The organism is Noviherbaspirillum humi, assembly GCF_900188095.1.
Taxonomy (GTDB): domain Bacteria; phylum Pseudomonadota; class Gammaproteobacteria; order Burkholderiales; family Burkholderiaceae_D; genus Noviherbaspirillum; species Noviherbaspirillum humi.
The window spans coordinates 118926-143574 of sequence record NZ_FZOT01000004.1 but is presented as its reverse complement, the minus strand read 5'-3'; the positions used below and the strand labels follow the sequence as shown (position 1 = coordinate 143574).

Sequence of the window (24649 nt, the reverse complement as noted above, 5' to 3'; positions counted from 1 at the left end):
CGCCATGATTCAGCGGGCTGACCTGGGCGGCGCCAAGGCCGCCGGCCCGGCGGCCGCCATTGCCGCGTCCAGTCCGGCAACCGGCCCGCAGCGGGATACCCTGCAGCGGCTGATGCAGCTGTCGGTCGGTCAAGCCTACCAGGCCAGCGTGCTGGCAAAGCTTCAGGACGGCACTTTCCTGGTTCGCGTCGCCGATGCGCAAGCCCGCATGGCGCTGCCCGCCGGCACTTCTGCAGGCGATTCGATCGTCATGACCTTCGCCGGCAAGGAGCCCATTCCCACCTTCCTTCTGGCCCGCTCCGGCAGCAGTACGGCGGCGAACGTGAGCGATGCCGGGCGAATGATCAGCAACCTCCTTCAATCCCTTCAGGGAGGGCCGGACATTCCGCATGTCAGCGCCGCGCAGCCGCTGCTGGAGGACGCGCTTCCGGCGAACGTCGGCAAAGTCGCCGAAGCGCTGCACCATGCGGTGGAGAGCAGCGGCGCCTTCTACGAATCTCATGTGGCCGAGTGGGTCCAGGGACGCCGCCCGCTGGAAGCCATCAAGCAAGAACCCCAGGCACGCTTTACCCAGGACGCCCCCGTCCCGGACGTCCCCGAAGCCGCACCGGATTCGGCAGGCGCTGCCAGCGCGACGCCCGCCGAAGTCGACGCCCGGCTTGTCGTCCGGCAGGAGCCTTCCATGCATATCACGCCGGAAGCGGCAAGCATGGTAGGCATTCAACTGCATGCACTCGAACAGCGGGAATTGCAATGGCAGGGTCAGCTGTGGCCAGGGCAGGAATTGCAATGGACCGTGCGCGAAGAATCCGGCGGACACGGTTCGGCAGGGAGCGGGGAAGCGGCCTGGAGCAGCAGTGTCCGCTTCGAGCTGCCCTCCCTGGGCGTGGTGTCCGCTTCAATTCATGTACAGGGCAGCCACGCCCGGGTGAGTCTGAAGGCCCACGGCGAAGCGGCCGCGACCGCCCTGCAGGCGAATGGGTCACGCCTTGCCGCCTCACTGGAGGCGAGCGGCACCTTCCTTGACCAGCTGACGGTGGCGCGCGATGGAGACCGCTAAGCGCCAGAACGCCGTCGCCCTCGCCTATGGCGCCGGCGATGCCGCGCCCAGGGTGGTGGCCAAGGGAAACGGACTCGTGGCCGAACAGATCATCGCGCGCGCCCGCGAGCATGGCGTCTTCGTGCACCAATCCCGCGAACTCGTGGCGCTGCTGATGCAGGTCGATCTGGACAAAAATATCCCGCCTGCCTTGTATCGGGTAGTGGCGGAATTGCTCGCATGGCTTTACCATATCGACGCCGCGCAACGCTTGCCCGGCCCCGATGCGGGGCAGCGAGGCGATGCCGGCCTCCCTGCATCCGATCACAAGCCATGACTCTCGAGAAAAAGCTCGGCAACGACGACCTCAGCTCCTATCAAATCACTTCGCGTCGCGAGATACTGGCTCTGCTGAGAGGAATGCGGGATTCCAACCAGTTCGTCTCCATCGAGGTGGACGGCGGCCAGCAGGGCGTCGTCACCTCGGTGCTCGACGTGGATCCCGAAGAGGATGTCGTCGTGCTCGATCGCGCGCAGGACGACGCCGTGCATCGGCGCATCCTGGAATGCGACGACATCCTGTTCGAGACGCTGGTGGACAAGATCCGCATCCTGTTCTTCTCCGGCTCGGCCGAAGAGTGCCTCCACAACGACCGCCCCGCCTTGCGCATCCCGACTCCGACGTCCGTGATCCGCCTGCAGCGCCGGCAGCACTACCGCATTCCCACGCCGCTGATCAACCCCGCCCGCTGCACCATGCAGATTCCGATGGTCGGCGAGAACCGCAACACCACCGTGGTGGTTCCGCTGAAGAACGTCAGCGGCGGCGGCATCGCCATCCTCGATGAAAAAGGCGTGCTGAATCCGGCCATCGGCACCGAGTATCGCGACTGCCGCATCGACTTCCCCGGCGGCACCCTGATCGTGGCCACGCTCGAGATCCGCAACTGCATGCATGTGCGCCTGCCGAATGGCAAATTCGCCAATCGCCTGGGCTGCCTCTTCGTCGACATTCCCCGCCCCATGCTGGCGGCGGTGCAGCGCTACATCACCAGGCTCGAGCGCGAGCAGAACGCCAAGACGACCGGTCTGGGCTGAACCTGCGCCGTTTCGGCGCCTTCCGCGGCTGCGCTCAAGCGCACAGGCTTTCCATCGTGCAGACGATGTAAGCCGGCGCACCGTCGTTCCCACGCTGCAGGCTGAGCGTCTGCCTAACCCGAATGTCATCCCCGTTCCCGCGGCGGCAACGCCTTTCCAGCGTCAGGTTGTCCTCCGGCCCGGTCAACAGGCGGCGCACCGGATCGTCGCGATGCGGCGCCTGCGGATGGTCGATGTCGGCAAGCCCGCATTCAGCCAGTTCCTCGGCGCCATAGCCGAGGATGTCGCACAGCCTGCGACTGGCCCAGCGCCAGCGTCCATCGAGTCCGAGATGGCCGAGGCCGATGTCGGCCTGCTCCATGGCGGCCGTCAGCGGCGCGGGACTGCTTCCGGCATTGCGCGGCGCTTGCGGGCTTCCGGACAATTCCTGCACCAGGCTGAGCAGGGACACCATTTTGCCGGAGGCATCGAAGATGGCGGAGTTGTGCCAGGCGCATTCGATCACCGAGCCGTCCTTGCGGTAATTGCGGTTGTGGCAGACGTTGCTGCTCTGGCTGCGATTCAACAGGCGTCCGACCGCCGCCTCCACCTTGCCGGCATCGCTCTCGTGCACGAAGCGCCACTGGCCCGGGTGACGGCCGATCACGTCGACCGCGCTCCAGCCGAACAGCTCGCGCGCCCGCGCCGACCAGAGCGACACCCGGACCTCGCCATCCCATTCAATGGCGGCCAGCGGCGTCTGCTCGATGTGCAGGCTCAGCCGCCGCGACGCCGTATCGTCGGCGCCGGAACGAAATGAACTGCGCACCATGGCGACCGGCTTGCCGATTTCCTCCTCTGCCATGCAGGCCAGGTCGGCCAGCAGGCTGAAATCCATGGCGCCGGGGTCGCGTGGGCGGGTGTCGATCAGGCACAGGGTTCCGATGACTTCGCCTTCCGGGCTCCGTACCGGCTGGCCGGCGTAGAAGCGGATGTAAGGCGCCCCCACGACCAGGGGACTGGCGGCGAAGCGCACATCGGCATGGGTATCGGGGATCACCAGCAGATTGCGCCGCTCCACCACATGGGTGCAAAAGGACAAGTGCCGCCCGGTCTGTGCCAGCGGCATTCCAAAACGCGACTTGAACCACTGGCGGTCGCGGTCGATCAGCGAGATCAGGGCGATCGGCACGTTGAAGAGCGACGCCGCCAGCCGGGTGATGCGGTCGAAGCGCTCCTCGGCCGGCGTATCGAGGATTCCCAGCGCACACAAGGCTTGCAGCCGGCGGGTCTCATCATTCTTCACGGGTTTGCCTTCCATGCTTCCAGGAGGGGTCGGATCGCATGCGCCTGGCTTCGGGGCGCCTCGATCGGGCGCGCATGCGCGGGAAGCCGCGCACCGTCACGGTCGGCACTGCGAGCGCCGGGGTGTTGCGCGTCAGACCTGCATGTTCATGATGTCATGATAAGCCGACACCAGCTTGTTGCGAACCTGCACGGTGGTCTGGAAGGCGATGCTCGCCTTTTGCGTGGAGATCATCACGTCCGACAGGTTGACGCTGTCGTCGCCGAGCGTGAAGCGTTTGCCCAGGTCTTCCGCCTTCTGTTGCGCGCCGTTGACGCCATCGAGCTGGGCCTTGAGGGCCTGGGCGAAATCGACTTTCTCGGCCGGCTTGGCCGAGGGCGCGACGCGGCCGACGCCATCCTGCGGCCGGGTGGCTGCGGTCTTCAGCTGCTCGATCATGGACTGGATGCGGCTAGCATCGATCATTCCGGTTTTCATGCGTCACCTGTAGGTTGGCGGAAGCGTTTTTCTGACGACGCCACCTTAACAGGCTGGCAAAAGCCGGCGAACCCCAATTAGCCGGGGAAAATTTCCTCTATTCCCGTAATCGAAATATGATTCCTGTAGGAAAATCCTGCACCAAGGCCCCCACCCTCTGGCGGCCTCACGGGACATATGAACAATAAATTCGATAGCAACGCTCGGGGAGCTGGATCATGGCGATAGAAGGCGAAGACGGCGCGCTGGCGCTGCCGCGTCAGCCGGCGCTGGTTGCATTCGCGCAGACCACCGCCGGCCGCAACTTCTTCCTCATGCTTGGCGTGGCCGCCGTGATCGCGGTGATGGCGGTGATCTACCTGTGGAGCCAGCAGCCGGATTACCGGGTGCTGTTCTCGAACTACTCCGACCGTGACGGCGGCGCCATCACGGCGGCGCTGCAGCAGATGAATGTGCCCTACAAGTTTTCGGAAGGCGGCAACGCCATTCTGGTGCCGGCGGATAAAGTCCATGACGCCCGCCTGAAGCTGGCCTCGCAGGGCTTGCCCAAGGCCAGCGGCGTCGGTTTCGAGCTGATGGAAAACCAGAAGATGGGCGTGTCCCAGTTCTACGAGCAGGTGAATTTCCAGCGCGCGCTCGAAGGCGAACTGGCCCGCTCCATCGGCGCCGTCGGCGCGGTGGCGGCGGCCCGGGTGCACCTCGCCCTGCCCAAGCCCTCGGTATTCGTGCGCGACCAGCAGAAGCCGACCGCTTCCGTCCTGCTCAACCTGCATCCCGGCCGCGGCCTCGACCAGCAGCAGGTCAGCGCCATCGTCCACCTCGTGGCCAGCAGCGTGCCGGACCTGCCGACCAAGAACGTCACCGTAGTCGATCAAAACGGCAACCTGCTGTCGGAAGTTGGCAAGATCGGCAACAACGGCCTCGATCCGAGCCAGCTCAAGTATGTGCAGGAGTACCAGCAGAACATCGTCAAGCGCATCGAGTCCATCCTCACGCCTATCGTCGGCGCCGCCAACGTGCGCGCCGAGGCCAGCGCCGACATCGACTTCTCCCAGAGCGAGCAGGCGGCTGAAATCTACAAGCCGAACCAGAATCCGGAAGTGGCCGCGGTGCGCAGCCAGCAGACCCGCGAGAGCCAGAGCCGCGACGGTTCCGGCAATGCCTCCGGCGTGCCCGGCGCGCTCTCCAACCAGCCGCCGGGCAACGCCTCCGCGCCGCTGTCCCAGCAGCCGGCCGCCAACGGCGCCAATGGCGCGAACGGCACGCAAACCGCGGCCGGTACGCCGACCAATGTGCAGAAGGATTCCACCGTCAATTATGAAGTCGACAAGACGGTGCGCTACGTGCAGCAGCCGATGGGCGGCGTCAAGCGCCTGTCCGTGGCGGTGGTGGTCAACTTCAAGAAGGACGTGGACAAAGCCGGCAAGGTGAGCTTCAAGCCGCTGAGCGAGGCGGAGAAGAACCAGCTCACCGACCTGGTGAAGGAAGCGATGGGCTTCAACAAGGAGCGGGGCGACAGCCTGAACGTGGTCAATAGCCCGTTCGCCGGCATGGAAAAGGAAGCGGTCGAGGAGCTGCCGATCTGGAAGCGTCCGGAATCCATCCAGATGGCGATGGCGGCGGGACGCTACCTGCTGATCGCCGGCGTGCTGGCCTACCTGTTCTTCGGCGTGCTGCGGCCAACGGTGCGCCGCGTCTTCGACGGCGTGTTCCCGAAGCCGGCTGCACCGGAGTCATCGGAGACGGCGAAGGCGCTGGAAGGCGAGGATGACGAAGCGGCGGTGGTACAGCTGTCGCATGAGGTGGAGCCGATGGGACAGAAGGCCAGGAGCTACGAAGACAACCTGGAAGCGGCGCGGCAGCTGGCCCGCAACGATCCGAAGGTGGTCGCCAATATCGTGAAGACATGGGTGAGCGGAAATGAGTGACGACGGCGCGCTGAAGGGCGCAATTCTGATGCTGGCGCTCGGCGAGGAAGAGGCCGCGGAGGTGATGAAGTATCTCGGGCCGCGCGAAGTGCAGAAACTGGGCGCAACCATGTCGACCCTGAGGTCGATTCCGAGCGAGCAGCTGGCTACGGTGCTGGATGATTTCCGCAACGAGACTGAAAAGAACACCAGCATCGGGCTGGATTCCGACGAGTACATCCGCACCGTGCTGACCAAGGCGCTGGGCGAGGACAAGGCCTCGTCGCTGATCAACCGCATCCTCGGCACGCGCGACGCCAGCGGCATCGAGAGCCTGAAGTGGATGGATGCGCAATCGGTGGCGGACCTGGTGCGCAACGAGCATCCGCAGATCATCGCCACCATCCTGGTGCACCTGGAGCGCTATCACGCCTGTGAGGTGCTGGGTTTCTTCACCGAGCGCCTGCGCAACGACGTGGTGCTGCGCATCGCCACGCTGGACGGCGTGCAGCCGACTGCGCTGCGCGAGCTGAACGAAGTGCTGACCAAGCTCCTGACCGGCAACGAAAGCCTGAAGAAAAAGGCGATCGGCGGCGTGCGGGCGGCGGCAGAGATCCTCAACTTCATGTCGGGCGACCTGGAATCCGGCGTGATGGACAACCTGAAGAACTACGACGCCGACATGGCGCAGAAGATCATGGACGAGATGTTCGTGTTCGACAACATCATCGACATCGACGACCGCGGCATCCAGACTCTGCTGCGCGAGGTGCAGTCCGAGTCCCTGATCATCGCCCTCAAGGGCACCGGCCAGGAACTGCGCGACAAGTTCTTCAAGAACATGTCGCAGCGGGCGGCGGAGATGATGCGGGAAGACCTGGAGTCCAAGGGACCGGTGCGGCTTTCCGAAGTCGAGGCCCAGCAGAAGGAAATCCTGCAGGTCGTGCGCCGCCTCGCCGACGAGGGCCAGATCGTCCTCGGCGCCAAGGGCGAAGATGCATTCGTGTAGGGCTGATTCATGAACAACATGATTCCGAAGGAAAAACTGTCCGCCTACCAGCGCTGGGAAATGGCCTCGCTCGGCGACACGCCGAAAACCGCGAGCCAGGCCCAGGCGGATGCACAGCGGGCGGAGGCCGAGCGGCAGCAGATGGTGGAGCAGCTCGCCCGCCTGCGCGAGCAGGCGCTGCAGGAAGGCTATGCCGCCGGGCTGGAACAAGGCCGGGAGGAAGGCCTGCGCCAGGGCTATGCCGATGGCATGGCGCAGTCCGCCGATGCGAGCCAGCGGCTGCAGCAGCTGACCGGGCAGCTCGCCGCCGAGATCGGCCGCGCCGATGAAGCCATCGCCGCCGACCTGCTGCAGCTCGCGCTGGACCTGTCCAAGGCCATGCTCAAGGATGCGCTGGCCGCCCGTCCGGAAATGGTTTTGCCTGTGGTTGGCGAAGCCATCCGCTATCTGCCGGCGCTGCACCAGCCTGCGCTGCTCTACCTGCATCCGGACGACATGCCGCTGGTGCAGGAGCACATGCATGATGAATTGACCAAGGGCGGCTGGCGCCTGGTGGAAGACCATCACATGGAGCGCGGCGGCTGCCGCGTCGAGACCGCCACCAATCAGGTCGACGCTTCGCTGCAAACGCGCTGGCAGCGCATCAGCGCCGCCCTCGGCAAGCCGGACGACTGGCTGGCCTGACCATGCCCGACACCCTTGCCACCCACCAGGGCCGCTGGAAATCCTTCCTGCGCGACTGCGGCTCGCTGGCCGCCATCGCCGAGCCGATGGAAGTGTCCGGCCGCGTCACCCGCGTCGCCGGTCTCGTGATGGAAGCCGTCGGCCTCAAGCTCGCGGTGGGCAGCGCCTGCACCATTCCGCTGGCCGGCGGCGCCCGCATCGAGGCGGAAGTCGTGGGCTTCGATGGCGAGCGCCTGTTCCTGATGCCGCAGAGCGATGTCGATGGCGTGGTGCCGGGCGCCCGGGTGTTCCCGGTCGGCGTGGCCCAAACCCTGCCGAAGCCGGGGAGCGTGGATCATCCGCGCCGCCGTCCGAGCGACCGCGGCCGCCATCTGCCGGTGGGCGATGAACTGCTCGGCCGCGTGCTCGATGCCGCCGGCCGGCCGCTCGACAGCCTCGGCCCGCTGGTGGCGCGCCATTCGGCGCCGCTCAATGTGCGGGCCATCAATCCCCTGGGACGCGAGCCGATCTCCACCACGATGGACGTCGGCGTGCGCGCCATCAACAGCATGCTCACCGTGGGCCGCGGCCAGCGCATGGGCCTGTTCGCCGGCTCCGGCGTCGGCAAGAGCGTGCTGCTCGGCATGATGGCGCGCTACACCACCGCCGACGTGATCGTGGTCGGGCTGATCGGCGAGCGGGGACGCGAGGTGAAGGAATTCATCGAGCAGATCCTGGGCGAGGAAGGCCTGGCGCGCTCGGTGGTGGTCGCGGCGCCGGCGGATACGCCGCCGCTGATGCGCCTGCAGGGCGCCGCCTACACCACCGCCATTGCCGAGCATTTCCGCGACCAGGGCAAGGACGTGCTGCTGATCATGGACTCCCTCACCCGCTACGCCATGGCGCAGCGCGAGATTGCGCTGGCCATCGGCGAGCCGCCGGCCACCAAGGGCTATCCGCCTTCCGTGTTCGCCAAGCTGCCGGCCCTGGTGGAACGCGCCGGCAACGGCAAGCCGGGCGGGGGCTCCATCACCGCCTTCTACACCGTGCTGACCGAAGGTGACGACCAGCAGGACCCGATCGCCGACTCCGCCCGCGCCATCCTGGACGGACACATCGTGCTCAACCGGGTGCTGGCCGAAGCCGGCCACTATCCAGCCATCGACATCGAGCAGTCGATCAGCCGCGCGATGCACAACATCACCACGCCTGAGCACCAGCAGCTGAGCCGGCGCCTGAAGCAGTTGTATTCCCGCTACCAGCGCAACCGCGACCTGATCAGCGTCGGCGCCTACAGCGCGGGCACCGACCCGGTGCTGGACGAAGCCATCGCCCGCATTGCGCCCATCGAGCGCTTCCTGCAGCAAGGCATACATGAGCGCGCCGGCATAAACGAGAGCTTGGGGGAACTTTCCGCCCTGTTCGGCGGTTAGAATCGCTGGCCCTGCCCCTACACTGTTGAAAAATGAGCACCCCGTCCGCGCTGCAAACCCTGATCGAACTGGCCACCACCGAGTCCGACGAAGCCGCCAAGCGGCTCGGCAAGGCGGTGGCGCTGGTCGAGGATGCGCAGCAGAAGCTGGCCATGCTGGAGCAGTACCGCGACGATTACCGCAGCCGGCTCGACCACGGCATGAGCAGCGGCATCACCGCCAGCGGCTACCGCAACTTCCAGCTGTTCCTGGACAAGCTCGATGATGCCATCAAGGGTCAGCAGCGCATTCTCGACGACGCCCGGATGCGGGTGGAGCGGGAACGCGAGAGCTGGCAGGAAAGCGAACGCAAGCGCATGTCCTACGGCACGCTGGCGGACCGCGCCGAAAAGAAGGCGCAGCAGGTGCAGAACAAGCGCGACCAGAAAATGATGGATGAATTCGCCACCCGCCAGGCGCACAAGAACCGCTAGGCGGACCACCCATAACATGCATGGAGCCTGAGTGATGCGTACCGCTTCGACCCAAGTCCTCAACACCCTGCTGAACGGCACGGCGCCCGCCGCCTCGCCCAAACCGAATGAATCGGCGGCGCCCGTCACGCCGTTCAGCACCTTCCTGTCCCGCGAGTCCGCCGGCCGCAGCATGCCCGAGATGCCGGCTCCGGCCGCCGCGCCCGCCCGCAGCGAATCACCCAAGCCGGCGCAAAAGCAGGCGCAAAAGCAGGTTCAGCCGGAAAAGCCGCGCGCCGCCGAGGCCAAGACCCCGGAAAAGACAGAGTCGGCCCAAGCCCCCGATGCCCCCGCCGACAAAACTGCCGGCAAAGCCGAAGCTTCGTCGGCCAAGGAAGCCGACGCTGACGAAGGGGATCAATCCGCAACCCCCGCCGCGGAATCCGCGCAGTCGCCGCAGGACATGCTGGCGCTGATGATGGACGCCGGGCAGTTTGCCCGCGCGGCGCAGACGGTGCAGGCTCCTGGAGCGGCCGAAGGAATGAAGCAGCCCGGCGCCGAGGCGCTGGCTGAAGGCGGCGTCACGGAACAGCCGGAGCGGGCCGGGCGCGTCGCATTGCGCCATCCGCTGGAGGCGGCAGCGGGCAAGCATGTCATCGATGACGGCGATACCGGCGGCAAGACCCTGCCCGGCGCGGCCGCCGACAAGGCCGGGCTGGCTGGCACTGCGGCGGCGCAGAACAACGTCCTCCCGGATCTCGGCGCCGCGCTCAAGGAACCGGCGCTTGCCGCCGACCAGGCGGCGGAATTTGCCGCCAAGCTGAACGACGCCCTGCCGGCAGCCGCGCAATCCGCCCAGGCCTTGCGCCAGGCGGCGCCTGCCGCCTTTGCCGCGGGCGGTGTGAACAGCGACACCCTGGCGCCCAAGGTCGGCACGCCGGCCTGGGATGCGGCGCTCGGCCAGAAGGTCGTGTGGATGGTCGCCGGCGAGGAGCAGAGCGCCTCGCTCACGCTCAATCCGCCGGACCTCGGTCCGCTCCAGGTCGTGCTGAACGTCTCCAACAGCCAGGCCACTGCCACCTTCGTCTCCGACCAAGCCCAGGTCAGGGAAGCCATCGAAGCGGCCATGCCCAAGCTGCGGGAGATGCTGGGCGATGCCGGCATCCAGCTCGGCCAGGCCAGCGTCAATGCCGGCACGCCGGGGCAGCAGCACGCCTTCGCCCAAACCGGCGAAGGATCGCGCCGGACGCCGGCCGCCGGCCAGGACGCCGGCGAGCGCATTGCGGAGGGCGAGGTGCGGACGGGCCGGGCGCGCACCGGCGCCGGCGGCAATGGCCTGGTCGACACTTTTGCGTAAAATCCCGCCGCGCGCATGCGGGGATTTGCGTTGACTTCCGCCCTCTTTTCCAAGCATTCTTCGGGTCAACAATTCGCAATAATGGTAACAATCGCAGCATGACGGCACGGTGGCGAAACTTCTTTCCGCTGTCCCGCATGACGCACCTGGGAAAAGAGGAAAAGAATGGCAACAGCCGCTAAATCAAAGGCAGCGCCGGCTGAAGAAACCGGCGGCAAGGCCGGCAGCAAGAAACTCATCATCATCATCGCCGCCCTCGCGGTGCTGCTCGCCGCCGGCGGCGGCGCCGCCTGGTTCTTCCTCGGACACAAGAAGGAAGAAGCCCACGGCGATGCGCATGCCGACGCGCCCAAGGCCAAGGTCGATCCCGGCAAGCCGCCGGTCTTCGTGACGCTGGAACAATTCACCGTCAACCTGCAGCCCGACAACGGCAATGAGCAATTCCTGCAGCTTTCCATGACGCTGCAGGTGCCGGACCAGCCCACCGTCGATCAGATCAAGACCTTCATGCCGCTGGTGCGCAGCCGCCTGCTGATGCTCCTGTCGAGCAAGAAGGCAAGCGATCTGCTCAGCATCGAAGGCAAGAACAAGCTGATCGAGGAAGTCATCACCCAATTCAAGCAACCCTTCGCCAAGGGCGGATCGGCGACGGAAGTTTCCGGGGTGTTCTTCACTTCTTTCGTGATCCAGTAAGCACAAGGACCATGGCGGAGAATTTCCTATCACAGGAAGAGGTCGATGCCCTGCTCAAGGGCGTCACCGGCGACCAGGATGAAGCCGTCGTTCCCGAGGACGAGAATGGCATACGGCCATACAACCTCGCCACCCAGGAACGCATCGTGCGCGGCCGCATGCCGACGCTCGAGATCATCAACGAGCGCTTCGCCCGCCTGCTGCGCATCGGCCTGTTCAACTTCCTGCGCCGCAGCGCGGAAGTGTCGATCGGCCCTGTCCGTGTCCACAAGTACAGCGAGTTCATCCGCAACCTGGTGGTGCCGACCAACCTCAACCTGATCCAGATGAAGCCGCTGCGCGGCACCGGCCTGATGGTGTTCGATCCGAACCTGGTGTTCCTGCTGGTGGACAACCTGTTCGGCGGCGATGGCCGCTTTCACACCCGGGTCGAGGGCCGCGACTTCACCCAGACCGAGCAGCGCATCATCCAGCGCGTGCTGGCGATCGTGTTCGAAACCTATGCAAAATCCTGGGAACCGGTCTATCCGGTCCAATTCGAATACATCCGCTCGGAGATGAACACCCAGTTCGCCAACATCGCCACGCCGAACGAGGTGGTGGTGGCGACGACCTTCACCATCGAGCTGGGCGCGGTCAGCGGCGAGATGCACTTCTGCGTGCCCTACTCGATGATCGAGCCGATCCGGGACATCCTCACCAGCAGCCTGCAGGGCGAGACCCTGGAAATGGACAAGCGCTGGGTGCGGCTGATGACGCAGCAGATCCAGACCGCCGAGGTGGAAATCGTCGCCGACCTCGGCACCGCCTCGATGACGCTGGGTGAGATCCTCAACATGAAGGTGGGCGACGTCATCCCGCTGAACATCTCCGAGATGGTGGAAGCCAAGGTGGACGGCGTGCCGGTGATGGAATGCACTTATGGGAAATTCAACGGCCAGTACGCGCTGCGCGTGGAGCGCATGCTGACCTATACCGAAAAGCAGGGAGGTGAAGACAATGGCTGATGAAAACCAATCCTCGGCGGATGACGACTGGGGCGCCGCGATGGCGGAACAGGCGCAGGCCGACGCCGCGATGCAAGCCGTGCAGCAGCCGCAGCCGGCCAGCGCCACGGTATTCAAGGACCTGAGCGGCTCCGGCATCAAGACCGGCACCCACAACGACATCGACTTCATCCTCGACATCCCCGTGCAGCTGACGGTGGAACTGGGACGCACCAAGATCGCCATCAAGAACCTGCTGCAGCTGGCGCAGGGCTCGGTGGTAGAGCTCGACGGCCTGGCCGGCGAACCGATGGACGTGCTGGTCAACGGCTGCCTCATCGCCCAGGGCGAGGTGGTGGTGGTGAACGACAAGTTCGGCATCCGCCTGACGGACATCGTCACGCCGTCCGAACGCATCCGCAAGCTCAACCGCTGATGAGGCGCCTTGCCGCATTCATGCTGCTGTCGGCAGCGTCCGTCACCGCTCGCGCCGCCGGCGAGGCGACAGCCACCGCTTCCGCCGGCAGCATGCTGCAGGTGTTGTTCGGCCTGGCGCTGGTGCTCGGCCTCATGGTCGGCGCCGCCTGGCTGATGAAGCGCCTGGGCATGGCGCGTCCCGGCGGCAGCGACGTCGTCAAGGTGATCGGCGGCGTCAGCGTCGGCAACCGCGAGCGGGTGATGGTGGTGGAAGTGGGCGAACAATGGATCGTGGTCGGCGTGGCGCCGGGCCGGGTGAATGCCCTGTCCACCCTGCCGCGCGGCAGCCTGCCGCAGCAAACCGAACCTGCTTTCGCGGGCAAGAACTTTCCCGCCTGGCTGAAGCAGACGATGGACAAGCGCAACAATTCAGGCAGTACCGGCAACACAGGCAATATCGATAATGGCAATCCGTGATTTTCGAAGCGCGGCGGGCGGCTTGCTCAAGCTGGCCGGCACGCTTCTTCCCCTGGCGCTGCTCGCGCTGCCGCTGACGAGTTCGGCGCAGGCCGCTCTTCCCGCCTTCACCAGCACGCCTACCGCCGGCGGCGGCGCATCCTACAGCTTGAGCCTGCAGACGCTGCTGCTGCTGACCGCCCTCTCCTTCCTGCCGGCGGTGCTGCTGATGATGACCAGCTTCACCCGCATCATCATCGTGCTGTCCCTGCTGCGTCAGGCGCTCGGCACCCAGACCGCTCCGCCCAACCAGGTGATGGTCGGGCTGGCCCTGTTCCTGACGCTGTTCGTCATGGGCCCGGTGTTCGACAAGATCTATACCGAAGCTTACCAGCCGCTGTCGGACAACAAGATCAGCATGCAGCAGGCCATGGAAAACGGCGCGGCGCCGCTGAAAGCCTTCATGATGAAGCAGACGCGCCAGGCCGACCTGGCCATGTACCTGAAGATTTCCAACGGCCCGCAGGTGCAGGGCCCGGAAGACGTGCCGCTGCGGGTGCTGATCCCGGCCTTCATCACCAGCGAGCTGAAGACCGCCTTCCAGATCAGCTTCGCCATATTCATCCCGTTCCTGATCATCGACATGGTGGTGGCCAGCATCCTGATGTCCATGGGCATGATGATGATGTCGCCCGCCATCGTCTCGCTGCCGTTCAAGCTCATGCTGTTCGTGCTGGTGGACGGCTGGCAATTGCTGATCGGCTCGCTGGCGCAGAGCTTCTACTGAATTCGACCGAGGACCCGACATGACTCCGGAAAGCGTAATGACCATCGGCCGCCAGGCCATGGAAGTCACCATCATGGTTTCCGCGCCGCTGCTGCTGGTGGCCCTGGTGATCGGCCTGATCGTCAGCATCTTCCAGGCCGCGACCCAGATCAACGAAGCCACCCTGTCCTTCATTCCGAAGCTGGTCGGCATCTTCGTCGCCCTCGTCATCGCCGGTCCGTGGATGCTGTCCGTCATGGTGGATTACATGCGCCAGATGTTCAGCGGCATTCCCGGCATGGTCGGCTGACCGCCAACCGGTTGGCGGCAGCCGCCGCGCTTTCTTCATGATCACCATTACCAGCGGCGACTTGAACGCATTGATCGCCGGCTTTCTCTGGCCCCTGACCCGGATTCTCGGTCTCATCACCGTCGCGCCGCTCTACGGCAACCTGAGCGTGCCGGTGCGGGTGAAGCTCGGCCTCGGCATCGGACTGTCGCTCATCGTCGCGCCCACCCTGCAAAGTTTGCCCAATGTCGACCCGATGTCGGTTGCCGGCGTGCTGCTGCTGACGCAGCAGGCGGTGATCGGCCTCGCCCTGGGCTTCGCCATGCGCATCGCCTTCGTCGCCGTCGAGTTCGCCGGCGAGATCATCGGCTTGTCCATGGGTTTCGGCTTCGCCACCTTCTTCGATCCGCAAACGCGGGGCCGCACCTCGGCCATCAGCCAGTTCCTCGCGCTGCTGGCCATCATGCTGTTTCTGGCGCTGAACCTGCATCTCACGGTGCTGTCGACCCTGGTCGGCACCTTCCAGAGCATGCCGATCTCCGCCTCCTTCACCGCGATGTCGAATGTGCGCGACCTGCTCACCTGGAGCAGCCACATCTTCAGCGGCGGCGTACAACTCGCGCTGCCCTTCATCGCCGCCCTGCTCATCACCAACATCGCCCTCGGCATCCTCACCCGAGCGGCGCCGCAGCTCAACCTGTTCGGCATCGGCTTTCCGGTCATCCTCGGCGTGGGCTTCATCATGCTCGCCATCGCGCTGCCCTATCTCGCCGTGCCGGTGGAACGCCTCTTCAGCGACGGCATGGAAACCATGGCGCGGATCGGCACGCTGAAATAGCGCGTCCGGTTTGCGATGCCAGCCGCACAAATTGCGCGCAATTCTGTCAACCGATGGCCAATTTTGGTCCGCTGGTGCTTGTGCGCTTGTCCATCGTTCCGCCAGTTTGCGTCAGTTTTCGAGGTCTCGAACCCGAATTTTCGCTGGCACTCTATTTGCGAGTTTCGAAGCGAGTCGAACTTCCACCTTGACGGGAGGCCCCATGCACACTCCGGCAGAATTCCTGAAACCAGCGATTCCATTCAACGCCTTCGTTTGCCTGCATGCCGACAGCCTCGCCGACTGCCTCAAGGAAGTAAGCCGCATTGGCGCCGATTTCAGCTTTCCGGCAAAGACATTGAAGGCGAGCGCCGCCGATGTTCGCACCGCCCTGTGGCTGCTTGCGAAGATGGCCGTTTCCTGTGCACTGTCGATGAGCCGGGCATGCCGCGAATCTTCCTCGCTTGCACCGACCCCGGCAGCGAGCTTGCAGCTGGCGAACATCGTCGCGCTTGGCAACAACCTCATCGCGGGCGCCAAGGAAAAGAAACTGCTGCCTTGCGGCTTCACGAAATTCGAAGACTTCGCTGGCATTCCCGGCATGCACCGTCCGATGGCGATGCTTGCGGAAGTGCCGCTGGCTGCCTGACTTACCCCTCGTTTCGCCCCGCCGCCCCGCCATGTCGAGCCCGCAGGCAAACCGCCTCGGGCTCGATGCTTTTTGAACTCGCGCCCGAAGCTGCACGGTGCCAAGGCCGAGTTCGAATCACCCGCTCAAATAGCAAAGCCCGGCATCGCTGCCGGGCTCGTCGACTGCGGCTTGTATCGAATCAGAGGTACTGGAACAAGGACATCCCCGTCACCTTCATGAAGGACTGCTGCGCTGCCTGCAAGGTGATCTGGTCCTGGGAAAATTTCGAGATCGCCTGGGTATAGTCCAGGTCCTGCAGATCTGAAAGCGTGGTGGCGAATTGAATGTCCATCGCCGAACCGACGTCGTCCAGCGTATCCAGTTCCTTCAACCGGTGTCCGACCGAAGCGCGCACCGAGAGCGCACGGTCCAGCATGGTGGAGACGTTCGTGTTCGCATCCTTCAGCCCGGACTGCAGGGCCGCCTGGGCGGCGGGATTGTTCGCGGTCGGTGTCTGCAGCAGGTTGATCATGTCGTCCAGGGTCTTGAACATGTTCTGCTTCACCGTCGCGCCGCCGCTCGCCGTGGCGACGCCTTCGAAGACATCGTAGCCATTGTCGTTGATGGCCATCGTCCGGCCGGCTGCCACTTCAAGTATCCGCTGGCCCTGGTCGCCGACGTAGCTGGTACCGCTGGCATTTTGCGAAAACGGCGGCACATTGATCTGGTAGCCGGAGAACAGGTAATTGCCGTTCTGGTCCTTGCTGTTGGCCAGGCCGATCAATTGCTGCTGCCGCGCGCGCAGGGCATTGGCGATGTCCTGGCGCTGGCTGTCGTTATATGCGCCATTGCCGGCGTTGACGATCAGCTCGCTCACATCCTGCAGGGCTTCGGTCACGCCGGCCAGCGCCGTTTCTTCGAATGACAGCGTGGTGCGCGCGTTCTGCCGATTGATGCCGAGCTGTTCATTGACCGACTTGCTCTGGGAGACGGACAGCACCTTGCCGGCCGCGATCGGATCATCCGAAGCGGTCATGATGCGCTTTCCTGTCGCCATCTGCTGCTGACCCTTGACCAGCCGGTTCTGCAGTTCACCCATCCGGCTGGCGGCCGAATCATAAATCGTCGCGGTGCTGATTCGCATGACTTGCCTCTTTATCCACCGAGTTGGAGCAGCATTTGGAAAAGCTGGTTGGCGGTCTGCATGACCTTGCTCGCGGCCTGATAAGCCTGCTGGTAGCGCATCAGGTTGCTGGCTTCCTCATCCAGGTTCACGCCGGACTCCGACTGATGCGCTTCCTGCGCCTGCGTCAGCACCGCCGTGTCGGACTTCGCCATGACTTTCATTTCGCTGGCCTTGGCGCCAACCTGGCTGACCAGCTGGCCGTAGGCAGTCTGGAAGCTCAACGTCGCGCCGCCGCCGGTGTCGCCCAGCGTGTTGGACAGCTGAAGCTGCGCCAGCTGCATGGCATTGCGATTGTCGCCGCTGCCATTGACATTGTTCGCCAGGTCGAAGGTGTCCTTGATGTAGAACTTGTCACCGTTGGCCGGAGAACCGGAGAAGGTGAAGCTGACGCCGGCCACCGTACCCGTCGAGCCGTTCGTCACCGGGATGCTGACTGCGGGCGATCCGGTCGAATCCAGGGTCTGCGTCCCGGCGTTGTAGGTCAGCGTCAGCGGCAGGGTCATGCCGCCGAGCGATTTCACCGCCAAGGGCCCGAGCTTGCCGCTGCCGGCATTGGCCGGGTCTGCGGCAGCGGTGTACGGCGCTGCGGCCGCGATCTGGCTGATGTCGGTTAGATTGAGCGAAATCGTTCCGGCGCCGGCGGAGGTCGGCTTGGCAACGAAATAATCGCCGACGTTCATCGGCGTGGCCGGCGAGCCGGAGAGCGCGAAGGTGACGCCGTCGACGGTTTGCGGCAGCGACGGCAGCGACGCATTGCTCGGCAGGATGGCGCCGTCGGCTATGCGGGTGATGCGGTAATTGGACGTGCCGCCGGAATCCGGCAGGCGCTCGATCCGATAGTCGCTGGTGGTCAGCTTGGTCGCATCGACGACGGTTGCGTCGAGCTTGGCGGTCGAGGTATTGCCGGCGCCGGCGACCGCCTGCGACGTCACCTGGACGTTGAAGAAGTTCTTGCCGGGATTGCCATTGGCATCCACCCCGAGCTGATGCTGGGCATTGAACGCCATGCCCAGGCCGATGGCGATCCGTCCCAGCGTGTTCTGGGCGGTATCGAGGGAATTCTTGCGGAAATCGAGCAGGCCGCCGAGCGTGCCGCCAGGCAGGGCGTTATCGGGAACGATGGTGGTGGTGCCGGTCGTCGCTCCGGTGCCCAGCGTGGGATTGGCCGGGTCGGCGGGCGCCACCACCAGCTTGTAGCTTTGCTCGCCCACGACCATGGGGGAACCGTTGCCGATGAAGACGTTGTAAGCGCTGCCCTGCTTTACCGTGGTCACCTTGGTTTGCTTGCTCAGTTCGACGATCAGCTGGTCGCGCTGGTCGCGCAGATCGTTCGCCGGCTTGCCGTCGCCAGCAGTGCCCTCGGCCTTTTCGATGGCCTTGTTCAGGGCCGCGATCTGGTCCGCATACGAATTGATCTGCGAGATGCTGGAACTGATTTCCTGGTTGACGTTGTCGCGCATCTCGTTCAACCGGGAATCCAGGCTGTTCAGGCGGGATGCCAGCGCCTCGCCGCTCGACAGGGCCGCCTGGCGCGATTCGGCCAGGCTGGGGTTGGCGGTGAGATCCTGAATACCCTTGAAGAAGTCCTGGATCGCCGGTCCGACGCCGGAATCGGCGTCGCTCAGCATGCGATCGATCTGGTCGATGCGCGTGGAGTAGGCGGTGGATGAAGCAGCGGTGGTTTGCGAGCTCAGCACGCGCGAATAGGTGAATTCGCTGAACACGCGCTGGATGCCGAGCACCTCCGTGCCCTTGCCGACGAAGCCGAAGCCCATGTCCTGGGCGCCGGCCGGTCCCTGAATCACCACCTGCCGGCTGTAGCCCGGCGTCGAGGCGTTGGCGATGTTGTGGCCGGTCGTCACGAGACCTGCCTGGGCGGCGGCAAGCGCGGACTGGCCTACACCAATGACATTCGTAGCCATGGAAATCTTCTTTCAAGAAGCGACAATGTTATCTACGGCAGCGCGAGCGGAAACTTGAGCGTCGAGCGCAGCCGCGTCAGGTCGACATTGTCTGTTTGATAATCTTGGTCAGCTTGGCGGCGTAGTGCGGATCGGTCGCATAGCCTGCCTTTTGCAGGCCGCGGGCGAAGCTGGCTGCGTCCTGGGCGTTTGCGATCACGTTCTCGTAGCGTGGGTTGTTGCGCAGCATGCCGGCGTAATCGCGGAAGGCGTCGGCATAGGAGTCGTAGGCGCGGAACTTTTCCACCTTGGTCTGCGCCACGCCATTGACGTATTCGGTGGTGGTGGCTTCGACAACCTTGCCCTTCCACCCGGCGTTGGCCTTGATGCCGAACAGGTTGTGGCTGGTGGCGCCGTTGGCGCCCTTGATCTCGCGGCGGCCCCAGCCGCTTTCCAGCGCTGCCTGGCCGAGCATGAACTTGGCCGGGATGCCGGTGGTTCGGCTGGCTTCTTCCGCATGGGAAACCAGTTTTTCATGGAAGCTGCGCACATGGGCGGGCGCCGACGGGTTCACCTTGCTCGCCTCGCTCGCCCGCGCGGCCGGCAGCGTGGTCGAGGCCTTCAACTCCAGCGGCAAGCCGGGGATGGCGTCCTCCGGCGTGACCACCTGCTTCACGCCCGGCATGTTCGACAGCTGCCGCGTCAGCACATCGGCCAGGCCGACGCCGCGCGACGCCATGCTTTGCGACAGCTGCTGGTCGAGCATGGAAGTGAACATCTTGCTCTGCTGGTTATCGAAGATGCCGTCCTGGGGCGAGGCGTCGCGCATGCTCTTCATCATCATGTTGACGAACATGGCTTCGAACTGCTTCGCAGTCGTCTTCAGCGCCTCGGGAGAATTTTGCCGGGCCGCCTGGCGCAGGCGGTCCATGTCCTTGACATCGGTGGCGAGGTTGTTCGAGACGGTGGAAGGATTGCTGATCATGGCGGAGCCCGCTTAGATGATTTCCAGTTCGGCGCGCAGCGAGCCGGCTGCCTTCATCGCCTGCAATATCGCGAGCAGGTCCTGCGGCGTGGCGCCGATGGCGTTCAGCGCCTTCACCACATCGGCCAGGTTGGTGGCCTGCTTCAGCAGCACGACCTGGCCCGGGTCCTTCTTGATGTCGATCTGCGAGGTGCCGGCCACGACGGTCTGGCCGTTGGACAACGGCTGCGGCTGGCTGATGACCGGCTCGCTGCTGATCACCACCGACAGGTTGCCATGCGAGACGGCGCAGCTGTCCAGCGTCACCGCCTGGTTCATCACCACCGAGCCGGTGCGGGCATTCAGGATCACCTTGGCGTTGGTCTGGCCCGGCGTGACGTTCAGGCTCTCCAGGTTGCCGAGGAAGGCGACGCGCTCGTCGCTGCCCTCCGGCGTGCGCACCCGGATCACGCGGCCATCCTGGGCGGCCGCGGTTTCCGGGCCGAAGCGCTTGTTGATCGCGTCCACCACCCGGCTGGCGGTGGAGAAATCGCTTTCATTCAGTTCGAGCTGGATCATGTTGCCCTGGCCGAGCGCAGAGGCCACCGCCCTTTCCACCGTGGCGCCGGCCGAGATCCGGCCCACGCTCAGGTGGTTCACCTGGGCCTTGCTGCCATTGGCCGAGGCGCCGACGCCGCCCACCAGCAGGTTGCCCTGCGCCATGGCGTAAATCTGGCCATCGGCGCCCTTGAGCGGTGTGAGCAGCAGCGTGCCGCCGCGCAGACTCTTGGCATTGCCCATGGAAGAAACGGTGATGTCCAGCGTCTGGCCCGGCTGGGCGAAGGCCGGCAGCGTCGCCGTCACCATCACCGCCGCCACATTCTTCAACTGCAGGGAAGTGGAAGGCGGCAGGTTGACGCCGAGGTTCTGCAGCATCGCGATCACGCTCTGCACGGTGAACGGGGTCTGCGTGGTCTGGTCGCCGCTGCCATCGAGGCCCACCACCAGGCCGTAGCCGATCAGCTGATTCTGGCGCACGCCCTGAATGCTGGCGAGGTCCTTCAACCGGTCCGCCTGCGCCGGCGCGGCGGCGAGGCAGCCCATCGCGAGCGCTGCCCACAGGAGGCGCCGCGCAAGGCGCTTCGGCATGGAGGTGTGTTTATTCATCATGAAGATCTGCTGTACCAAGTGCTTAGAACGGCGCCACGCTGTAGAAGAAGCGCGCCAGGCTGGACATCACTTCCGCCCGGTCGACCCGGCTGCTGGTGCGGTACTCGATGCGCGCATCGGCCACCTGGGTGGAAGAGACGATATTGCCCGACACGACCGTATCCGGATTCACCACGCCGGAGAAGCGCACGTATTCAACCCCCTTGTCGAACGCGATCTGCTTCTCGCCGCTCACCGACAGATAGCCGTTGGGCAGCACCTCGTTCACCGTCACGGTGATTGCGCCGCTGAAGTTGTTGCTCGAGGAGGCGGCGCCCTTGTCCTCATATTTGTTGGCGCTGCTGGCGTCGGCGCTCAGTCGGCCGAGAACTCCGCCGGACAGGCCCAGCAAGCCATCGACCGAGGCTTTCACGCTGCCGTTCTTGCTGGCGGAAGCGCCGGAGGATTTCGCCGCGCTGGTTTTTTCGTTGATGGTGATGGTGATGATGTCGCCGACCAGGCGCGCGCGCCGGTCTTCGAACAGCGGGCGATAGGCAGCCGCCTGGTAGATGCCGCCATTCGACGACGGCGCCGGCGCCGCCATCACCGGACGCGCGGGCGTCTGGCGGGTGATGGACTCGGGCACCGTGCCGCCGCAGGCGGACAGCATCGCCGCAGAAACGGAGAGGAGCAGTAAGGCAAGGGCTCGCATGGTCAAGGTCCGGTTACAGCTGCGACAGCTTTTGCAGCATCTGGTCCGAGGTCTGGATCGCCTTGCTGTTGATTTCGTAGGCGCGCTGGGTCTGGATCATGGCGACCAGCTCTTCCACCACATTGACGTTGGAGGTTTCCACATAGCCCTGGGCCAGCAGGCCGGCGCCATTGGTGCCCGGGGTATTGGTGTTCGGGTTGCCGGACGACGCGGTTTCCACATACAGGTTCTCGCCGCGGCTTTCCAGGCCGGCCGGATTGACGAAAGTGGCGAGTTGCAGCGTGCCGACCTGGGTCGGCGTGGCGCTGCCGGCCTGGGTGACCGACACCGTGCCGTCGCGGCCGATGGTGATCGCCTGGGTATTGGCGGGGATGGTGATCGCCGGCTGCACCACGAAGCCGCTGGAGGTCACCATCTGGCCCTGGTTGTCGACATGGAAGGAACCGTCGCGGGTATAGGCGGTGGTACCGTCCGGCAGCAGCACCTGGAAGAAGCCCTGGCCCTGGATGGCGACGTCCTTGTCGTTGTTGGTCTGCTGCAGGTTGCCCTGGGTATGAATGCGCTCGGTGGCGACAGGACGCACGCCGGTGCCGATCTGCATGCCGCTCGGCAGCTGGGTCTGCTGCGAGGACTGGGCGCCGGGCTGGCGCACGGTCTGGTACAGCAGATCCTCGAACACCGCACGGGAGCGCTTGAAGCCGGACGTGCTGACGTTGGCCAGGTTGTTCGAGATGACATCCATCTGCGTCTGCTGCGCATCCAGGCCTGTCTTGGAAATCCAAAGCGAGCGAATCATCGTTTTCTCCGTTGAGGCGTGCCGCCGTTTCATCGAACCGGCCGGACCCGCCGACGTTCCTATTCTGCCGCCACTGCCGTCAAGTCAAACTCAGGAGCTGGCTGGCTTTATTGGCATTATTCTCGGCATTCTTCAGCAGGTTCATGTGCGCCTCGAATTGCCGCGACAAGGTGATCATGTTCACCATCGCATCCACCACGTTCACATTGCTGTTCTCCAGCGCACCGCCCGCCAGGCGCACGCGGGCATCGGCATCGGCCGGATTGCCGTCCCGGGTGCGGAACAAGCCGTCGTCGCCGCGCTGCAGGTTCGCCTCTTCCGGATTGACCAGCTTGATGCGACCGAGCACCGTGACCGTGCTGGAGCGGCCGCCGGACGTGCCGGAGATGGTGCCGTCGTTGGCGATGGAGATATTGGTATCCGGCGGCACGGTGATCGGACCGGCGTCGCCCAGCACGTTCATGCCGGACTGCGTCTGCAGCACGCCGTTCTCATTCAGCTTCAGGCTGCCATGACGGGTATAGGCTTCGGAGCCGTCCGGCAGCTGCACCGCCAGCCAGCCCTTGCCCTGCAGCGCCACGTCGAGGTCGCGCCCGGTCTGCATGATGGGGCCGGGCGTAAAGTCTGCGCCCACGGTGGCATCCACCACGTAGGTGCGGGTCGGCAGGCCGCCGTTGACCACCGGCACCGCGCGAAAGGAATCGAGCTGGGCGCGAAAGCCTGTCGTGCTGGCGTTGGCCAGGTTGTGCGAGACGTTCGCCTGCTGTTCCATCACATGCTTGGCGCCGGTCATGGCGGTGTAGATCATGCGGTCCATGTGGTTTACCCCTTAGCGAGAAGCCGTGACAAGTCCGTCATCAACGCAGGTTGACGATGGTTTGCAGCACCTGGTCCTGCGTCTTGATGGTTTGCGCATTGGCCTGGTACACGCGCTGGGCAGTGATCATCGCCACCAGCTCGGCAGTGAGGTCCACGTTCGAGTCTTCCACCGCCGATGCCTGCAACGTGCCCAGGCTGCCGGTCTCCGGGGCGCCCACCAGCGGCACGCCGGACGTCGGTGTTTCGGCCCAAGCATTGTTGCCAAGCGGCTGCAAGCCATTCGGGTTGGTGAAGTTGGCCAGCACGACCTGGCCGAGCAAGGCATTCTTGCCATTGGTGTAGCGGCCGGTGATGAGGCCGTCGGCACCGGTGGTAAAGCCGGCCAGGCGGCCGGAGGTATAGCCATCCTGGTTTAGCGCGTTCACGCTGAAGGGGGCGCCGAACTGCGTGGTCTGCATGTTCTTGTCATTGAAGTCGAGCGTTACCGAGAGCGGTGCGGCCGCGCTGGTAGCTGGCAGCGGTACGTTCACCGTCGGCTTCAGCGCCGGATTGGCTACACCGGTGGCGGGATCCACATAAGCCTGAGTCGCCAGCGCGCCTTTGCTGTCGAAGGTAATCTGGGCCACCGGCGTCGCCGGCGTGGTGGCCGGAGTCAGTGTGCCGCCACCGGTTGCGTAGACATTCCAGCTGTTGGCGCCGGTCTTGACGTAATAGGTTTGCAGCACGATGGTGTTGCCAAGGCTGTCATAGACGTTGACCGAGGTGGCGTTGCTGTAGGTATCCGGCTTGGTTGGATCGAACAATGCCGGGGTCAGCGTCGTGGCCTGCGAATTCAGGTTCAGCTGGGCTTTCACCGTGCTGGTGGCGGACGGCTTGAGGTCGGCGGTGTTGATGACGATGTCGCTCGGCGCGCCGGAGGCAATCTTGCCGGTGGTGGGATCCACCGCATAACCGGTGAGATGGGCGCCGGATGCGTTGACGACGTGGCCGTCCTTATCCAGGTTGAACTGGCCGTTGCGGCTGTAGACGATAGCGCCATTGTCGTTCAGCCGGAAGAAACCGCCGCCGTTGATGGCGAGATCCATCGAATTCGATGTCGAAGTGATGTTGCCCTGGCCGAACTGCTGGGACACCTGCGATACCTTGGTGCCGATGCCGACCTGCCCTGATACCGAGCCGGCAAAGGCGGTGGCGTAGACATCCGAGAACTGCACATTGGACTGCTTGAATCCGGCGGTATTGGCGTTGGCGATGTTGTTGCCGAGTGTTTCCAGCATCTTGGAAGCGCCGTTCAGTCCGCTCAGTCCCTGTTGAAAGCTCATGTTTCTCTCCTGGTTATCGAGTGCT

General features: G+C 64.7%; 27 protein-coding genes. 17 read left to right on the top strand and 10 right to left on the bottom strand.

What is annotated here, in order from left to right:
• The first annotated feature begins 4 nt into the window (after positions 1-4).
• From fliK to CHB88_RS09030, 3 genes are read left to right on the top strand one after another with little or no spacing between them, the layout of a single operon-like run.
• Positions 5-1060, top strand: a complete 1056-nt coding sequence (gene fliK / locus CHB88_RS09040) for a flagellar hook-length control protein FliK (RefSeq protein ID WP_089398995.1) — start codon at positions 5-7, stop codon at positions 1058-1060.
• Positions 1047-1376, top strand: a complete 330-nt coding sequence (locus CHB88_RS09035) for an EscU/YscU/HrcU family type III secretion system export apparatus switch protein (RefSeq protein ID WP_089398994.1) — start codon at positions 1047-1049, stop codon at positions 1374-1376. Before fliK ends, CHB88_RS09035 begins: the two co-directional genes overlap by 14 nt.
• Positions 1373-2137 carry a flagellar brake protein gene (locus CHB88_RS09030; RefSeq protein ID WP_089398993.1) on the top strand — a complete coding sequence of 255 codons (765 nt, stop codon included), beginning with the start codon at positions 1373-1375 and terminating at the stop codon, positions 2135-2137. Before CHB88_RS09035 ends, CHB88_RS09030 begins: the two co-directional genes overlap by 4 nt.
• Positions 2138-2171: 34 nt before the next feature.
• Here CHB88_RS09030 and CHB88_RS09025 read toward each other — a convergent pair whose 3' ends face one another.
• Positions 2172-3422: a PAS domain S-box protein gene (locus tag CHB88_RS09025; protein WP_176442387.1), complete on the bottom strand. Its 1251-nt coding sequence runs from the start codon at positions 3420-3422 to the stop codon at positions 2172-2174.
• Between the two features lie 132 nt (positions 3423-3554).
• Positions 3555-3899, bottom strand: a complete 345-nt coding sequence (gene fliE, locus CHB88_RS09020; RefSeq protein WP_089398991.1) for a flagellar hook-basal body complex protein FliE — start codon at positions 3897-3899, stop codon at positions 3555-3557.
• Between the two features lie 218 nt (positions 3900-4117).
• On the opposite strand from fliE, the gene fliF reads away from it, so the two are divergent.
• From fliF to CHB88_RS08950, 14 genes are all read left to right on the top strand, one after another.
• A complete protein-coding gene (gene fliF, locus CHB88_RS09015; protein WP_089398990.1) occupies positions 4118-5827 on the top strand; it encodes a flagellar basal-body MS-ring/collar protein FliF in 1710 nt (569 codons plus the stop codon).
• Positions 5820-6815 (top strand): flagellar motor switch protein FliG, encoded by a 996-nt coding sequence (gene fliG / locus CHB88_RS09010; RefSeq protein WP_089398989.1) that lies wholly within the window; start codon positions 5820-5822, stop codon positions 6813-6815. The genes fliF and fliG overlap by 8 nt, the downstream gene beginning before the upstream one ends.
• A 9-nt stretch (positions 6816-6824) precedes the next feature.
• The gene (locus CHB88_RS09005) at positions 6825-7499 is read left to right on the top strand and encodes a flagellar assembly protein FliH (protein ID WP_089398988.1); all 675 of its coding nucleotides are present in this window, start codon (positions 6825-6827) and stop codon (positions 7497-7499) included.
• A 2-nt stretch (positions 7500-7501) separates the two neighbouring features.
• A complete protein-coding gene (gene fliI / locus CHB88_RS09000; protein ID WP_089398987.1) occupies positions 7502-8911 on the top strand; it encodes a flagellar protein export ATPase FliI in 1410 nt (469 codons plus the stop codon).
• Positions 8912-8943: 32 nt separating this feature from the next.
• Positions 8944-9384, top strand: a complete 441-nt coding sequence (gene fliJ / locus CHB88_RS08995; RefSeq protein WP_089398986.1) for a flagellar export protein FliJ — start codon at positions 8944-8946, stop codon at positions 9382-9384.
• A gap of 34 nt (positions 9385-9418) precedes the next feature.
• Positions 9419-10720 carry a flagellar hook-length control protein FliK gene (locus tag CHB88_RS08990; RefSeq protein ID WP_245844854.1) on the top strand — a complete coding sequence of 434 codons (1302 nt, stop codon included), beginning with the start codon at positions 9419-9421 and terminating at the stop codon, positions 10718-10720.
• Between the two features lie 165 nt (positions 10721-10885).
• On the top strand, positions 10886-11413 hold the full coding sequence (fliL, locus tag CHB88_RS08985; RefSeq protein WP_089398985.1) for a flagellar basal body-associated protein FliL: 528 nt from the start codon (positions 10886-10888) through the stop codon (positions 11411-11413).
• A gap of 11 nt (positions 11414-11424) precedes the next feature.
• Entirely contained in the window at positions 11425-12420 is a 996-nt protein-coding gene (gene fliM / locus CHB88_RS08980) for a flagellar motor switch protein FliM (protein ID WP_089398984.1), read from the top strand.
• The gene (gene fliN, locus CHB88_RS08975) at positions 12413-12835 is read left to right on the top strand and encodes a flagellar motor switch protein FliN (protein ID WP_089398983.1); all 423 of its coding nucleotides are present in this window, start codon (positions 12413-12415) and stop codon (positions 12833-12835) included. The genes fliM and fliN overlap by 8 nt, the downstream gene beginning before the upstream one ends.
• The gene (fliO, locus tag CHB88_RS08970) at positions 12835-13293 is read left to right on the top strand and encodes a flagellar biosynthetic protein FliO (protein WP_089398982.1); all 459 of its coding nucleotides are present in this window, start codon (positions 12835-12837) and stop codon (positions 13291-13293) included. The genes fliN and fliO overlap by 1 nt, the downstream gene beginning before the upstream one ends.
• A complete protein-coding gene (gene fliP / locus CHB88_RS08965) occupies positions 13280-14059 on the top strand; it encodes a flagellar type III secretion system pore protein FliP (RefSeq protein ID WP_089398981.1) in 780 nt (259 codons plus the stop codon). Before fliO ends, fliP begins: the two co-directional genes overlap by 14 nt.
• Before the next feature lie 19 nt (positions 14060-14078).
• On the top strand, positions 14079-14348 hold the full coding sequence (fliQ, locus tag CHB88_RS08960; RefSeq protein WP_089398980.1) for a flagellar biosynthesis protein FliQ: 270 nt from the start codon (positions 14079-14081) through the stop codon (positions 14346-14348).
• A gap of 37 nt (positions 14349-14385) precedes the next feature.
• The gene (gene fliR / locus CHB88_RS08955; protein ID WP_089398979.1) at positions 14386-15165 is read left to right on the top strand and encodes a flagellar biosynthetic protein FliR; all 780 of its coding nucleotides are present in this window, start codon (positions 14386-14388) and stop codon (positions 15163-15165) included.
• 31 nt (positions 15166-15196) lie between these two features.
• Positions 15197-15793: a hypothetical protein gene (locus CHB88_RS08950; protein WP_143131193.1), complete on the top strand. Its 597-nt coding sequence runs from the start codon at positions 15197-15199 to the stop codon at positions 15791-15793.
• Positions 15794-15974: 181 nt separating this feature from the next.
• On the opposite strand, the gene flgL is transcribed toward CHB88_RS08950, so the two are convergent.
• The 8 genes from flgL to flgE all read right to left on the bottom strand — a co-directional run bounded on the left by flgL (position 15975) and on the right by flgE (position 24624).
• Positions 15975-16919, bottom strand: a complete 945-nt coding sequence (gene flgL, locus CHB88_RS08945) for a flagellar hook-associated protein FlgL (RefSeq protein WP_089398977.1) — start codon at positions 16917-16919, stop codon at positions 15975-15977.
• Between the two features lie 11 nt (positions 16920-16930).
• Positions 16931-18883, bottom strand: a complete 1953-nt coding sequence (flgK, locus tag CHB88_RS08940; protein ID WP_089398976.1) for a flagellar hook-associated protein FlgK — start codon at positions 18881-18883, stop codon at positions 16931-16933.
• 76 nt (positions 18884-18959) lie between these two features.
• Complete coding sequence (gene flgJ, locus CHB88_RS08935; RefSeq protein ID WP_089398975.1) at positions 18960-19847, bottom strand: flagellar assembly peptidoglycan hydrolase FlgJ; 888 nt, start codon at positions 19845-19847, stop codon at positions 18960-18962.
• 12 nt (positions 19848-19859) lie between these two features.
• Positions 19860-20993 carry a flagellar basal body P-ring protein FlgI gene (locus tag CHB88_RS08930; RefSeq protein WP_089399154.1) on the bottom strand — a complete coding sequence of 378 codons (1134 nt, stop codon included), beginning with the start codon at positions 20991-20993 and terminating at the stop codon, positions 19860-19862.
• 25 nt (positions 20994-21018) lie between these two features.
• On the bottom strand, positions 21019-21687 hold the full coding sequence (locus tag CHB88_RS08925) for a flagellar basal body L-ring protein FlgH (protein ID WP_089398974.1): 669 nt from the start codon (positions 21685-21687) through the stop codon (positions 21019-21021).
• Between the two features lie 13 nt (positions 21688-21700).
• A complete protein-coding gene (gene flgG / locus CHB88_RS08920) occupies positions 21701-22483 on the bottom strand; it encodes a flagellar basal-body rod protein FlgG (RefSeq protein ID WP_089398973.1) in 783 nt (260 codons plus the stop codon).
• Between the two features lie 79 nt (positions 22484-22562).
• The gene (gene flgF, locus CHB88_RS08915; protein WP_089398972.1) at positions 22563-23300 is read right to left on the bottom strand and encodes a flagellar basal-body rod protein FlgF; all 738 of its coding nucleotides are present in this window, start codon (positions 23298-23300) and stop codon (positions 22563-22565) included.
• A 40-nt stretch (positions 23301-23340) separates the two neighbouring features.
• Complete coding sequence (gene flgE, locus CHB88_RS08910) at positions 23341-24624, bottom strand: flagellar hook protein FlgE (RefSeq protein ID WP_089398971.1); 1284 nt, start codon at positions 24622-24624, stop codon at positions 23341-23343.
• Positions 24625-24649: the final 25 nt, after the last annotated feature.

What these genes read in the sequence shown, in the direction of transcription:
- fliK (WP_089398995.1), top strand. Translation starts at nt 5, where the DNA reads ATGATTCAGCGGGCTGACCTGGGCGGCGCCAAGGCCGCCGGCCCGGCG.
- CHB88_RS09035 (WP_089398994.1), top strand. Translation starts at nt 1,047, where the DNA reads ATGGAGACCGCTAAGCGCCAGAACGCCGTCGCCCTCGCCTATGGCGCC.
- CHB88_RS09030 (WP_089398993.1), top strand. Translation starts at nt 1,373, where the DNA reads ATGACTCTCGAGAAAAAGCTCGGCAACGACGACCTCAGCTCCTATCAA.
- fliE (WP_089398991.1), bottom strand. Translation starts at nt 3,899, where the DNA reads ATGAAAACCGGAATGATCGATGCTAGCCGCATCCAGTCCATGATCGAG.
- fliF (WP_089398990.1), top strand. Translation starts at nt 4,118, where the DNA reads ATGGCGATAGAAGGCGAAGACGGCGCGCTGGCGCTGCCGCGTCAGCCG.
- fliG (WP_089398989.1), top strand. Translation starts at nt 5,820, where the DNA reads ATGAGTGACGACGGCGCGCTGAAGGGCGCAATTCTGATGCTGGCGCTC.
- CHB88_RS09005 (WP_089398988.1), top strand. Translation starts at nt 6,825, where the DNA reads ATGAACAACATGATTCCGAAGGAAAAACTGTCCGCCTACCAGCGCTGG.
- fliI (WP_089398987.1), top strand. Translation starts at nt 7,502, where the DNA reads ATGCCCGACACCCTTGCCACCCACCAGGGCCGCTGGAAATCCTTCCTG.
- fliJ (WP_089398986.1), top strand. Translation starts at nt 8,944, where the DNA reads ATGAGCACCCCGTCCGCGCTGCAAACCCTGATCGAACTGGCCACCACC.
- CHB88_RS08990 (WP_245844854.1), top strand. Translation starts at nt 9,419, where the DNA reads ATGCGTACCGCTTCGACCCAAGTCCTCAACACCCTGCTGAACGGCACG.
- fliL (WP_089398985.1), top strand. Translation starts at nt 10,886, where the DNA reads ATGGCAACAGCCGCTAAATCAAAGGCAGCGCCGGCTGAAGAAACCGGC.
- fliM (WP_089398984.1), top strand. Translation starts at nt 11,425, where the DNA reads ATGGCGGAGAATTTCCTATCACAGGAAGAGGTCGATGCCCTGCTCAAG.
- fliN (WP_089398983.1), top strand. Translation starts at nt 12,413, where the DNA reads ATGGCTGATGAAAACCAATCCTCGGCGGATGACGACTGGGGCGCCGCG.
- fliO (WP_089398982.1), top strand. Translation starts at nt 12,835, where the DNA reads ATGAGGCGCCTTGCCGCATTCATGCTGCTGTCGGCAGCGTCCGTCACC.
- fliP (WP_089398981.1), top strand. Translation starts at nt 13,280, where the DNA reads ATGGCAATCCGTGATTTTCGAAGCGCGGCGGGCGGCTTGCTCAAGCTG.
- fliQ (WP_089398980.1), top strand. Translation starts at nt 14,079, where the DNA reads ATGACTCCGGAAAGCGTAATGACCATCGGCCGCCAGGCCATGGAAGTC.
- fliR (WP_089398979.1), top strand. Translation starts at nt 14,386, where the DNA reads ATGATCACCATTACCAGCGGCGACTTGAACGCATTGATCGCCGGCTTT.
- flgL (WP_089398977.1), bottom strand. Translation starts at nt 16,919, where the DNA reads ATGCGAATCAGCACCGCGACGATTTATGATTCGGCCGCCAGCCGGATG.
- flgK (WP_089398976.1), bottom strand. Translation starts at nt 18,883, where the DNA reads ATGGCTACGAATGTCATTGGTGTAGGCCAGTCCGCGCTTGCCGCCGCC.
- flgJ (WP_089398975.1), bottom strand. Translation starts at nt 19,847, where the DNA reads ATGATCAGCAATCCTTCCACCGTCTCGAACAACCTCGCCACCGATGTC.
- CHB88_RS08930 (WP_089399154.1), bottom strand. Translation starts at nt 20,993, where the DNA reads ATGAATAAACACACCTCCATGCCGAAGCGCCTTGCGCGGCGCCTCCTG.
- CHB88_RS08925 (WP_089398974.1), bottom strand. Translation starts at nt 21,687, where the DNA reads ATGCGAGCCCTTGCCTTACTGCTCCTCTCCGTTTCTGCGGCGATGCTG.
- flgG (WP_089398973.1), bottom strand. Translation starts at nt 22,483, where the DNA reads ATGATTCGCTCGCTTTGGATTTCCAAGACAGGCCTGGATGCGCAGCAG.
- flgF (WP_089398972.1), bottom strand. Translation starts at nt 23,300, where the DNA reads ATGGACCGCATGATCTACACCGCCATGACCGGCGCCAAGCATGTGATG.
- flgE (WP_089398971.1), bottom strand. Translation starts at nt 24,624, where the DNA reads ATGAGCTTTCAACAGGGACTGAGCGGACTGAACGGCGCTTCCAAGATG.